A 13270-nucleotide genomic window follows, 5' to 3' on the forward strand; every position below is an offset into this window, starting at 1 on the left:
TAAAAGGAAATCGATCAACATTGTCAACAATTCATTCAAAAATCCCCATTTCTTTTAATCGGGAGTGCCAATCAGGATGGCTTGTGTGACGTATCACCACGAGGGGACCAGCCAGGGTTTGTCCATATTTTAAACGAAAACTATTTACTCATCCCTAATTTAGGAGAAACGTTAAGAGTAAACGGGATTGCCACGATTATTCGTGATAAACACTTATTACAAAAGATGGCTGTAAGAAACAAAATGCCGCTCGTTGCAATCGCAGTGAAAGTAGAAGAATGTTTTATTCATTGTGCAAAGTCGATAAAGCGCTAAAAAATTATGGAACTCCGAAACGTGGTTTGAAACGGAACAGCTTCCAAAACCAGCAAAAATACTAGCCGACCACGCTAAGCTCCCAAGTATAGATGAGCAAAACCTTTAATTAAATAAATTCTATTGCCATTATAAGAGTATTCAAAAAAAGTTAGTTCACTTTAAACCTAGCACGTTCACAACAGTTCTTCCTCTTATTTTTCCTTGCAAGATGTCAGATAACGTTTCGGGTAAATCTCTTAATGATATTTCATTTTCAATTGTTCCCAAATCTTCTGGCTTTAGGTCAGTTGCCATTCGGTTCCATAAAGTTTCTCTTAAATCTTTGGGACAATAAACAGAATCTATTCCCAATAAATTTACACCTCTAAGGATAAAAGGGAAAACAGTTGTTGGTACTTCTGCACCTCCAGTTAATCCACTTACAGCAACAGCTCCTCCATATTTTGTATTACTTAAAATAGAAGCTAATGTCTTACCACCGACTGGGTCTACAGCACCTGCCCACCGCTGATTTCCAATAGGACGAATTTTTTCTGGTGTAACATCTGCACGCGATACAATCTCTTTTGCTCCTAATTTCTTTAAGTAATCATATTCAGATTCTTTCCCTGTACTTGCTGTTACATGATAATTTCGTTTGGCAAGCATTGAAATCGCCATGCTTCCTACGCCACCAGTTGCCCCTGTAACTAAAATAGGACCACTTTCTGGTGTTAGTCCATTTTTTTCTAATTCATGGAAAGAAAGAGCAGCTGTAAATCCTGCCGTCCCAAAGACCATCGCTTCCTTTAAGGTTAAATTATCTGGCAGAGGTACTACCCAATCCGCTGGAACTCTTGCATATTCACTATATCCACCATAATGAGTAACACCTAACTCATAGCCTGTCACAATAACCTTGTCACCCTCTTTATAGCGAGAATCATTTGATGAAGTAACTGTTCCTGCAAGATCAATTCCAGGAATAAAAGGATATTTTTGAACAATCTTTCCGTTTGGAATACTTGCTAAACCATCTTTATAATTTACGCTTGAGTAATGAACTCTTATCGTCACATCTCCTTCGGGTAAGTCATCAAAAGATAATGATTCGATATTGATTGAAAAACCTTCTTCCGTTTTATTCACGACTAGAGCACTAAATTCCTTTGGCATCGAAATTTCTCCTTTCAAATTCGTTATTTTATCATACTGTAAATTTATCGTAATACATTTTATACTGACCGGTCAATATATTTCATCCAGTCAGTATAAAACCTCGTATAAATTGATAATATTTTATATAATATTGTTAGGTTTCAAATGGAGGTTGGATCGAATGGCTAAAAAAGCTGAACAAAGACGCAAACAAATACTAAAAGCAGCATTTCAAGTTGCCTCTGAAAAAGGTTATGAGTCTGTAACATTACAGGATATTGCAGATTATGCGGGGGTAAGTAAAGGGGTAACAAACTATTATTTTAAAAATAAAGCAGATGTATTTGCACACTTATTTGAATGGATTACAACGAGAATTTATGAAAAAGAAACAGAATCTATTGATGAAAAAGAAACAGCAATTGAAAAACTAGAAGCATATATAAACCAGGTCTTCATCAGTCCTACAGAAAATAAGACTTTCTATCGTGTGTACTTAGATTTTTTAGCACAGATGAAAAATAATAGCCGGTATAAAGAAATTAACCAACAATTTTATCAAAACTGTTTCTCTATCGGTAAAAAGATTATCACACAGGGAATCGAAGAGAATGTATTTAAAGTTGATAATATCGAGCAATCTGCCATTAGTATACGTTGTATGATTGATGGTAGCATCATTCAGTGGCTAATGATGGACGATGACAGCTTACATAATTATTACCGAACTGTATGTTACGAATCAATTCTTCAAATTCTAAATTTTAAAAAATGAAAATGGATGAATAAAAAAAGCAAACGGGTATGGTGTTTCCTTTAAACACTTATTCCACTATTTGTCCCTTAACAGGGTAACGTGTCTAGCATTTATCATCATCCCTATTGTAAAATGTTAACATCTTCATTTCCATTCAACCTGGAGGTTCTTTTTATGGATCGTCTTCTGTGGGTAATAGGGATTGTCGTTTTTGTGATTAGCTTCATCTTTTTTGCGATGAATTTTATAGGGGAATTTAGCGAAACGGTGCTACTTGTCTCATTGTTCGGAATGTTTAATGCTATAATCGCGATGGCGGTAGGAGAAATCTTACAAAAAATTAAGTTTCTTATCAGAAGTGAACAAAAAACAAAACGCTAGAAAAATATTCTAGCGTTTTACAAGCTTCATTAAAAATCAAAGTTGTCTGGGTCAGGACCTACGCGCTCATCTCTATTTAGTGCATCAATACGATCCATCTCCGCTTTTGTTAATTCAAAATCAAAAATGGATGCGTTTTGAATAATGCGTTCTCTTTTCGTTGATTTTGGAATCGTCACAATACCAGATTGTACATCCCAACGAAGAATAATTTGGGCTGGCGTTTTCCCATATTTCCTACCAATTTCGACTAATACTTCATGATCTAATAATTTTCCTTGCATAAGAGGTGACCATGCTTCTATTTGAATTTGGTGCTTTTCACAAAATTCGCGCAGCTCTTTTTGAATGAGACGAGGGTGCAACTCTACTTGATTGACCATTGGCTTAATTTCAGCATCTTTCAGCAAGTCTTCCAAATGATGAATATGGAAATTACTTACCCCAATCGCTCGTACTTTTCCCTCATTGTATAAATGCTCAAGAGCCTTCCATGTTTCTTTATATTTGCCGGCAACCGGCCAGTGGATTAAATATAAATCTAAATAATCTAAACCAAGACGATCTAAGCTTGCTTGAAACGCTTCTAAAGTAGATTCGTAACCTTGATCACTGTTCCACACTTTACTTGTCACAAAAATTTCTTCACGCGGGACACCTGATTTGCGAATTCCTTGTCCTACACCTTCTTCATTTTTATACACCGCTGCAGTATCGATGCTACGGTACCCAACCTCTAAAGCTGTTTTCACAGAATGAATGGCTTCTTCCCCATCTTCGACTTTAAAAACACCTAGTCCAAACCAAGGCATTTTCACACCATTATGTAAAGTTGTACAATCTTGAAGACTTGTAAGCATCCTTTCATCTCCTCTCAAAATTCCTTCATCCTACATTATGAAGAAATGATGGAAGAAATGAAAATGATTTGCTTCATACAGTTAAGAATATGGTTATAACATCTCAATAATATCTTCCACTTCCTTTAACATATCTTTTCGCGATTGATCATCGATATACGGAACTGAATAAAAAAATTTATGCGCGATCGTTTCAATTCCACAAAATTGCAAAATCCCAACATCGATTATTGTTTCAATAGCTGTAATGAGTTGAAGTGATTTTAATTTGTCTTTTGGATTCGCAGTCGTTTGAAAAATGAGTGCCTTCTTATGAGTCAATAATCCTTCCGATCCTTCATCCTGAAATTCAAAGGCAAAACCGTTCGTAAATACGCGATCAAAATAGCCTTTTAATATGGCAGGCATTCCCCCCCACCATGTTGGAAAAATAAAAATTAAATTTTCCGCCCAATTTATATGCTCTTGCTCTTCCCGTACAGTCGAGGGTGCTTTCTCTTGTTGCGGTACCGTAAACGAATCCTCTTTTAATACAGGGTTGAAACTCATTTCATATAAATCACGAACTCGTATTTCATGGTTCTTTTCTTCCAACTTTTGAATACACGTTTCAACAATAGACTTATTAAAACTTGATGGACTAGGATGAGCAACAATGATTAACGTCTTCATTTACGTCCTCCAAACAACGTCTTTTCACTTATTATGGAAAATCTGCTCATTTTCATGCATTCACTCAGATACTTTAACACGATAAAATCTCATGGCAAAATAAAACCCTTTCATTTTTTTCAATATTAAAAAGCAATAAATATTTTCATAAAGGGTTGAAACCATTTATGAAATTGGTAAAATAGCGATAGTCACATTCTTCGTAAAGGATGGGAGAAACGTGTTAACGAAAAAGAAACCATGTCGTTACGTCATTAATGCGACGGGAAAAAATGGAGAAACGTACTTAATGACTTGCGATAATAAACAAGAAGTAAAGCAATGGATTAAAGCCAATAATTCAAAACTGAATCTAAAAGAGTTAAAAATTATCGATAAGCATAAGAAGCTTGTTTGGACAAAAAATCTTTTACTGTTAACAACAGCGGCATTTATCATTGTTGAACTTTTCATGTTTATGTAAATCATTTAAAATAATCCCCACCTTATAACAGGTGGGGATTTTTAATACCCTCAAAATTTCCACTACATATACTTCATACTAAACCATCTAGTTCATTTCGAACTTCGTATCCTATCGTTCAATATAAAGTGAAACTACTTCATTCAGTGGGGTTTTTTTCATCCCCCACTGAATGTTAGTTGAACCAATCGGACCTTTACGGGCAGTTTTGTCCCCCACCTAACTTCTTTGCTTTACTACAGAATCTTGAGGTGGGGGTCTTACTGCCCGTTAAGAGTGGGATCAAAGTAATCTAATGAATAATTTTGCTTTTCTTTGCCATTTTCGTTACCCTCTCCGTTGATTTACTTAACGGTTTCTTTAACACAACACCAAGTAAAAATGCGCTACAAAGGAACAAGAATAAGCAAATCACATCTTTTCTTACAATACCAGCCACCATGCCTCCTACCGTTTCTCTCATTAAGCTAATACCGTATGTAAACGGCAAAAATGGATGGATTGCTTGAAATAATGGCGGTGTGACTTGAACAGGAAAAGTCCCACCTGAAGCTGATAATTGTAAGACGAGCATAACAATGGCAAATGCCTTTCCAATGTTTCCAAATACAGAAACAAATGTATAAACAATCGTCATAAACACGATGCTTATGAAAATGCTAGAGAGAACAAACCAAACCGGTTCTGCGACATATGCACCGAGAATAAACATATCTCCTAACGATACAATCAAAGCTTGAAAAAACCCGATCGTCAAAAATGTTAAGAGCCTTCCAAAATAAATATGGTGGCTATTGTACATTCCATTTGCATCCTCAACATCAAAACGAAGCATGGAAACAAGTAAAAGAGCGCCAACCCATAAAGAAAGCGTCGTATAAAAAGGTGACATCGCCGAACCGTAGTTTGGAATATGAAACATTTTTTCTTCTTTTAAATGAATTGGGTTTGTTATAAAATCACTTTCGTTTTGGACGTCATTTTTTAACAACGCTATAATTTCTTCCAAATCTTTTGATTGTTTAAAATCCCGAATTTTATTTGCTGCGTTTTTCACTGACTGTTCTAATTTTGGTAAATCTGTACGAACAAGGTTTGCTAATTTATGCACTGTTTCTTCTACTTCAGGAAGTTTTGTTTGAATGAAATCTGATACCTTATGAACTTCTTCTTCAACCTTTGGTAAATCATTTCGAACAAAATTTGCTGCTTCATGAACTTTTTTCTCAAGGCCAGGTAAATCGTCTTGAACAAAGGCTGCCGCTTGATTGATACCTTCAACAAGAAGGTTCATCTTTTCTTGTATCTCTTGTGCTGCTTCATGAACTTTTTCTTTAATTTCAGGGAGTTCCTTTTGAATTCGTTCAAGCTCACTTCGGCCATAATCAATTGTTTTGTCAGCATCTTCAAGTATTCCTTTTATTTCCGGTAGCATTTCTTTTGCTTTATTTAAGCGATCAGATGCATTTTCAGTAGATGAACGAAGCTCTTCTAGAAACTGGTTGATTTTTTGAATAGTTTCTTTATCAAAATTAGCTAATAGATCGTTAATGTCATTGCTTGCTTTACTTGACAAAGATTGCAACTTAGCAAGATCACTTTCGTTTGGTTGATTCCCTTGCGCAATGGATTGTTGAACCCTTTTTAAAAGCCCTTTTTGTTGTTCAAAATTCGATTGCAACGTATTTAAACGTTGGATTTCAGGAGCAAATGACTGGTTGGAGCCGTTCATCTTTTCAAATAAATTAGCTGTTCGTTCAATGACTTCTCCACCTGTTTCGATACGCTTTTCTAAAGATGATACATCCTTTCGGAATGATTTTGGATCTTCATTTCCTTGTTGTAGCGCCTCCGCTAATTGTGTAACGGCATCGGTTGATTGTTGAAGAAGAGCGATATTTTGCTTTACAGAAGGCGCAATCGCATTGAATGCTTCAGCATTTTCCTTTATAAATTCCTCTAATTTATTTCTTAGTTCCTCACCATTCTTGGCTATTTTCTCAATTTCATTCAATGCTTCTTTGGCACTACTAATGACTTCATCGGCTTTATTCGCGTTTTCGATTGCACGATTAATCGCATCTTCAATTTTGTAAAAGTTTTGATCAATTTCAACAACCCGATCTGCTACTTGCTGAATCGATGGTAATTTTTCTTGAATGGCAACAATTTCATTTCCAACTTCCTTTATTTTCGGAAGTTCCTTCTCTAACTTGAGAACATAGCTTGCTGCATGGTTAATCTCAGGTAGTTTATCTTCAAGTACAACGATTTTTTCACCTTTTTCGCGTATTTCCGGTAACTTTTGTTCAAACGCTAGCAATTGATCGCCAGCTTTTTCAATTTCCGGTAAATGCTCTTCAAGCTCAAATAGTCGATTTTCAATATGGCGAATCGTTGGCAGTTCTTTTTCAAGCTCAATACCAATTCGATTAAATTCTTTTAACAACGCCTCACTTACGCTTTTAACAAAGCTTTCGTTTATTTGGTCCGTAACACCTGTCGCACCTTTAGCCGTAATCTTTGGTGCAATCGCATTTATTTTCTCATTTACGATATATTGTATTTCAGGGCTTTCTGGATTATCTTCTAATATTGTTGCTAACTTAGCTGAAAAATCTTTCGGAATAAGCAAACTAGCATAGTAATCCCCATGCCTCATACCTTCATGTGCTTCTTCTTTACTCACAAACGTCCATCCGAGTTTTTTATTTTCCTTTAAGCTATTAACTACTTCCTCTCCAACATTTATTTCTTTATGAATTTCATTATTGTGAATGACCGTACCTTCATCTTCGTTTGTTACCGCAATGGCAATACCCGAAGTATCTCCATATGGATCCCAAGCCGCTTTTAAATTAAACCAAGCATAAAGCGACGGGAGAACCATGAGACCGGCGATCAAAAATACTGCGATCGGCACTTTAAAAATATTTTGCCAATCCGTTTTATAAATTTGAAAGATCTTCTTCATTATTTACTCACCTAACTTGCATAATTTTTTATTAAGGTGTTAAGGAAAATTAAGTAAAGGTCGAGAAATGTCGAAAAAAAAGAGACAACATTTTTTATTATGTCATTCTATCCCTATATCTTCAAGTTCTACTTACTAACGTATTACTTGATTCCTCTTTCATAGAATAGACAACACCCGAAACATACTTTTGTCTTAGAAATTCCATCGTTGAAATCGACAATATCACCCTAAATAACCCTATTATTTACAAATCTATACTAATATTTTATTATTTTTACAATATTTTAACACTATCTATATATTTTTCCTTTACTATAGAAATGGTTGAAATTATGGTAGAGGAGGAAAAAGAGTGAATAGTAGGGATTTATTAAAAAAGTCTTTTATTCTAGTATTAGCGTTTTTATTAACTGCTACACCATTATTAACAAGTACTAGGTCTATGGCATTGGCTGAATCCGTTCAGGCAGAAACGTTGTTTTTCTCAGAGTATGTCGAAGGTTCAAGTAGTAATAAAGCGATTGAAATTTATAACGGGACAGGTCAGCAAGTAGATTTAAGCGATTATGTTGTCGAATTATATAGTAATGGAAATACAGAGATTCAAAGTAAGTTAGAATTAACTGGGACACTTGAACACAATGATGTTTTTGTTATTGCAAATGGTCAAGCGCATGACGATTTAAAGAACAAAGCTGATACTACGAGCGATGTTACAAATTTTAATGGAAACGATGCGCTTGTTTTAAAGAAAAACGATCAAGTGATAGATGTTATTAACACAGTAGGAAATAGTGATCATGTTGTCGAAAACGTTACACTTGTAAGACTGCCAACGATCACAAAAGGATCGAGTACATTTCATTTAGCAGAGTGGAATTCGTTCCCTACGGATACGTTCAACAATATTGGTCAACACTCTTTTGCTCAAGAGCCTACAGATCCACCAACTGAAGATGTACAAAGTATTAAAGATGTTCGTCAAACAAATGGCGAAATGGTAACGATTGAAGGAATCGTGACAGCTATTTTCGTAGCGGGTGGCAAAGCAAATGTTTACATTCAAGATGAAACAGCGGGCATTATCATAAGAGCCGCTGGCCTCGATAAGAAAGTGCAAATTGGAGACAAAGTAAAAGCGAATGGAACAACAGAGCAATTCCATAAGATGGCACAGCTCGCTTGTGATGCGAAAGATGTTGAAATCATTGAATCAAATTTCGGAACACCATTACCTCAAACCATTACTTCTTCTCAGTTAACAGAAGAAGTTGAAGGTGAACTCGTACAGATAAATCATATAACGATTGAATCAGTAAACGAATATGGGGAACATACAGCACGTGATGAAAATGGGACATTTTTAATCAAATCTGATTTAGTCGATGTGAATAAAAATTACGAGAAAGTCATAGGTGTTGTTGAATATAGCTTCGGCCAATACAAGTTAATACCAAGAACTAAAGCAGATATCATCGAAGACAGCAGTAAAGTTGGAGATGTTTTTGCTACACCAGAAGCAGGCTTAGTAGCAAAAGGGACAAAAGTAAACTTATCGACCGCAACAACAGATGCAACAATTTATTACACGACAGATGGATCTACACCAACGTCTACATCTACAGTATATACACAACCGATTGAAATTACTGATACGGTAACGATCAAAGCCATTGCCGTTAAGAAAGGTTTGCAAAACAGTGATGTATCGACGTTCACGTTTGAAATCGGTAAAGATTTAGATCAACTAGACATCCACGATATTCAAGGGACGAGCCATACATCCCCTTATGTCGGGAAAACGGTTAAAAATGTTGATGGGATTGTCACACATATAGACAATCATAATGTTTATATTCAAGAAACATCACCAGATAAAAATCCAAAAACATCTGAAGGTTTACTCGTTTACAAAAAGAATCATGGTTTAGCTGTTGGCGATCACATTTCTGTTGACGGTGAAGTAAAAGAATATGTATTAGACGGCTATTCGGATAAAAAAGAAACGGATTTAACGTTTACCGAAATCCAAGCAACGAATATCAATGTTTTATCAAGTGGTAACAAGCTTCCTAAGCCAATTGTGCTCGGGAAAAATGGGCGAGTCATACCTGATCAAATCATCGATAATGATTCCTTCAGTCAATTCGATCCAGAGGAAGATGCGATTGATTTTTATGAAAGCTTAGAAGGTATGCGTGTCCAGTTAGAAAATCCAACCGTTGTAGGCCCTCAAAAATATGGCGATATTGCTGTTGTCGTCGACAATGGGACTAACCAACTGAAAACGGACGCTGGTGGGTACAAATTATCGGAACATGACCCAAACCCTGAAATTTTATATGTTCAGACTGGAAGCGATTTCGTTGCAAAAGTTGGGGATTCATTTAAAGGCACAATTACTGGTGTCATGAGCTATGACTATCAAAATTTCAAAATATATCGTAACACAAAAGAACCACTTCCTTCACTAAAAGACGGTGGGGTAAAACGAGATACAACGACAATTAAAAAAGTAAACGATCAATTAACGGTGGCCACATATAACGTTGAAAACTTATCAGCAAAATCGAATGATACAAAACTAGAAAACTTGGCAACTTCCATTATTAAAAACTTAAACTCACCAGATATTATCGCGTTACAAGAAGTCCAAGATAATGACGGTCCAACAGATAGCGGGATAACAAATGCTGATCAAACATATGGTCGATTAATAAACAAAATTAGTGAACTTGGTGGCCCAACTTACCAATTTACAGATATCGCTCCAGAAAATAAGCAAGATGGTGGGCAGCCAGGCGGAAACATTCGCGTTGGATACTTATACAATCCAGAACGAGTCTCTTTAAAGGATAAAGAAAAAGGATCCGCAACAGAGGCTGTTCAGTATAAAGATGGGGATTTAACCGTAAACCCTGGACGAATTGCGCCAGATCAATTTGTCGATACTAGAAAACCACTAGCAGCTGAATTTGAATTTAACGGAGAAGACGTAATTGTCATCAATGCACATTTTAATTCAAAAAGAGGCGATACACCTTTATTCGGTAAAGCGCAGCCTCCTGTTTTAGGAAGTGAAGCGAAACGCATTGAGCTAATGACGGAAGTAAATAGCTTTGTAGAAGATATTTTAGCTGAAAATGAAAAAGAAAATATCATCGTTCTTGGCGATATGAATGACTTTGAATTTTCAAAGCCGCTTGAAATATTACAAGGTTCAGAGCTTACGAATTTAATGGACAAATTACCTGAAGCAGAACGTTGGACATACAATTATCGCGGAAACTCTCAAGCTCTTGACCATATTTTAGTTTCCAATCGTTTAGCGAAAACGGCTAACGTTGATATTGTAAACATCAATTCACCATTTATGGAAGAGCATGGCCGTGCAAGTGATCATGACCCAGTACTAGCACAAATTGACTTAACTCCACCAAAAGAAATTAACATATTACACACGAATGACTCTCACGCACGTGTATTTGAAGGAAAGTATGACGGTATGGGCTTTGCTAAACTTTCTACTTTAATTAACCAGTTTGAGGAAGAAAATGAGCATTCTCTTCTTTTAGATGCTGGTGATACGTTCCACGGAACAACATTTGCTACGTTAGAAGAGGGAAGCAGCATTGTCGAAGTGATGAATAAAATTGGCTATGATAGCATGGCTGCCGGAAACCACGATTTTAATTACGGATACAACCGATTATTAGAACTCGAAGAAATGGCCGACTTTCCTGTATTAAGTGCGAACGTGATTTACGAAGATACGGGAGAATTAGTGCTTGATCCTTACACAATTAAAACTGTTGATGGTATAAAGTTTGGAATATTTGGCCTTTCAACACCTGAAACGCATTACAAAACACATCCGAAAAATGTCGAAGGTCTTACATTTACCGATCCTGTTAAAGCAGCAAAGAAAATGGTGAAAGAATTACAGTCAAAAGATGTTGACGTTATTATTGCCTTAACACATTTGGGTACAGATGCTTCAAGTACAGACACAAGCTTAAAAGTAGCTCAAGGTGCCCCTGGTATTGACTTAATTGTCGATGGTCACAGCCATACAGTTGATGACATTGAAAATAGCGGCACATTAATTGTAAGTGCAGGAGAATATTTAAAAAACCTTGGCGTTGTTGAACTCACTTTCGACGATAACAATGAATTAATTAGCCGCGAAGCATCACGGATTACAAAGGATGAAGCTGCTAATATTGAACCTGATCCAGCTGTTGAAGCTGTTATAAAAGAAATTCAAGAAGCACAAGAAGAACTTTTAGCTGAAGAAATAGGGAAAACAAATGTCAAGCTTGATGGAGAGCGCGAGCAAGTTCGTGCAGGTGAAACAAATCTAGGGAACTTAATTACTGATGCAATGTTAGAAGAAACAGGTGCTGACGTAGCGTTAATGAACGGTGGTGGCATTCGAGCTTCCATTGATAAAGGGGTCATTACAAAAGGAGATGTCATTACAGTACTTCCGTTTGGAAACTATATTCAAACATTAGAAGTACATGGAAGCGCCATTAAAGAAGCACTCGAAAACGGTGTAAGTGCTTATCCAGAGGTTAAAGGTGCCTTCCCTCATGTTGCCGGAATATCTTTTGCCATCGATGTAGATAAACCAGCAGGTGAACGCGTTCACTCTATTAAAATAAATGGTGAGCCAATGGATATGGATGCCATCTACACGTTAGCAACGAATGATTTCCTTGCTGCTGGTGGAGATGAATACACTGTTCTTTCAAACTATGATGTCACAGGCGACTATTCTTCACTAGATGAAGCGGTGATTAAATACATTAAAAAGCGTGGAACCATTGAGCCAAAAGTCGAAAACCGTATTGTTGCAGCACCTACTCCTGACGATGGAACGGACAACGGTGATGGAGACGAAAATGGTGATAACAACGATAATGAAAACGAAAACCGAAATATCATCGACGTTACGATTGAAAATGGGAAAGTGAAAATTGACAACGAAGATTTAGAAAAAGCAGATCCAACGAAAGATATAAAACTCAATCTCGGTAAGGCAAAATCAGTGATCATTAAATTAACAAAAGAACAAGTAAAAATGTTAAAAGAAAATGGCCAAAAACTTATACTCGTAAACGATGATGTGGAAATACAGATTCCTGCTAACGTTCTTCCAGATGAAAACGTATCGATTCAAATGAAGCGTTTAGAAGACATAAAGGAAGCAAAGAGTTCCGTTTACGATTTTACCATTTTCGATCAAGCTGGAAACCCAATACACAAATTCGATACACCGATTAAACTTATTTTTAACGTAAATATCGAGACAGTTCAAAACGAAAAGAATTTGCACATGTTTTACTATAATGAAAAGAAAAAAGAATGGGAGCTTGTTCCAGGTTCCTCTTACAACAACGGGAAAGTAACAGCTATGACAGATCACTTTAGTACCTTTGCCGTGTTCGAACAAATACAAGAAAATGGAACGGACAATCATAAAGACCATGACAATAACGATCATGCAAAAAATAATGATTCGTTACCAAAGCCATCTGATAAAGAATACGAATTACCGAATACAGCGACTTCTACTTATAATTTATTAGCATGGGGCATCGTTACCTTCCTATTAGGTGGAGTCCTCATCATCATTCGAAAAAGAAAAGCAATAAAACGATAATTTTCATGCAAAAGGCCTTCTCACATGAATAGTGGAA

Annotated in this window: 9 protein-coding genes; 5 read left to right on the forward strand and 4 right to left on the reverse strand. The window is 36.3% G+C overall.

The window, feature by feature from the left end:
• Positions 1 to 81: 81 nt before the first annotated feature.
• Positions 82 to 315 (forward strand): PNPOx family protein, encoded by a 234-nt coding sequence (locus MLD65_RS18420; protein WP_481748519.1) that lies wholly within the window; start codon positions 82 to 84, stop codon positions 313 to 315.
• Between the two features lie 156 nt (positions 316 to 471).
• Here MLD65_RS18420 and MLD65_RS10945 read toward each other — a convergent pair whose 3' ends face one another.
• Positions 472 to 1473 (reverse strand): NADPH:quinone oxidoreductase family protein, encoded by a 1002-nt coding sequence (locus MLD65_RS10945; protein WP_243291904.1) that lies wholly within the window; start codon positions 1471 to 1473, stop codon positions 472 to 474.
• Between the two features lie 163 nt (positions 1474 to 1636).
• On the opposite strand from MLD65_RS10945, the gene MLD65_RS10950 reads away from it, so the two are divergent.
• Together MLD65_RS10950 and MLD65_RS10955 are read left to right on the forward strand one after the other, a co-directional pair.
• A complete protein-coding gene (locus tag MLD65_RS10950; protein WP_243291905.1) occupies positions 1637 to 2230 on the forward strand; it encodes a TetR/AcrR family transcriptional regulator in 594 nt (197 codons plus the stop codon).
• 156 nt (positions 2231 to 2386) lie between these two features.
• Complete coding sequence (locus MLD65_RS10955) at positions 2387 to 2593, forward strand: hypothetical protein (RefSeq protein ID WP_243291906.1); 207 nt, start codon at positions 2387 to 2389, stop codon at positions 2591 to 2593.
• 29 nt (positions 2594 to 2622) lie between these two features.
• Here MLD65_RS10955 and MLD65_RS10960 read toward each other — a convergent pair whose 3' ends face one another.
• Positions 2623 to 3453 carry an aldo/keto reductase gene (locus tag MLD65_RS10960; RefSeq protein WP_243291907.1) on the reverse strand — a complete coding sequence of 277 codons (831 nt, stop codon included), beginning with the start codon at positions 3451 to 3453 and terminating at the stop codon, positions 2623 to 2625.
• 93 nt (positions 3454 to 3546) lie between these two features.
• The gene (locus MLD65_RS10965; protein WP_243291908.1) at positions 3547 to 4125 is read right to left on the reverse strand and encodes an NAD(P)H-dependent oxidoreductase; all 579 of its coding nucleotides are present in this window, start codon (positions 4123 to 4125) and stop codon (positions 3547 to 3549) included.
• Between the two features lie 220 nt (positions 4126 to 4345).
• Between MLD65_RS10965 and MLD65_RS10970 the strand changes: the two genes are divergently transcribed.
• Positions 4346 to 4588 carry a hypothetical protein gene (locus MLD65_RS10970; RefSeq protein WP_243291909.1) on the forward strand — a complete coding sequence of 81 codons (243 nt, stop codon included), beginning with the start codon at positions 4346 to 4348 and terminating at the stop codon, positions 4586 to 4588.
• A gap of 292 nt (positions 4589 to 4880) precedes the next feature.
• Here MLD65_RS10970 and MLD65_RS10975 read toward each other — a convergent pair whose 3' ends face one another.
• The gene (locus MLD65_RS10975; RefSeq protein WP_243291910.1) at positions 4881 to 7562 is read right to left on the reverse strand and encodes a YhgE/Pip domain-containing protein; all 2682 of its coding nucleotides are present in this window, start codon (positions 7560 to 7562) and stop codon (positions 4881 to 4883) included.
• 355 nt (positions 7563 to 7917) lie between these two features.
• On the opposite strand from MLD65_RS10975, the gene MLD65_RS10980 reads away from it, so the two are divergent.
• Positions 7918 to 13233 (forward strand): 5'-nucleotidase C-terminal domain-containing protein, encoded by a 5316-nt coding sequence (locus MLD65_RS10980; RefSeq protein ID WP_243291911.1) that lies wholly within the window; start codon positions 7918 to 7920, stop codon positions 13231 to 13233.
• Positions 13234 to 13270: the final 37 nt, after the last annotated feature.

This window comes from Bacillus sp. FJAT-47783, from assembly GCF_022808615.1.
Taxonomy (GTDB): domain Bacteria; phylum Bacillota; class Bacilli; order Bacillales; family Aeribacillaceae; genus Bacillus_BZ.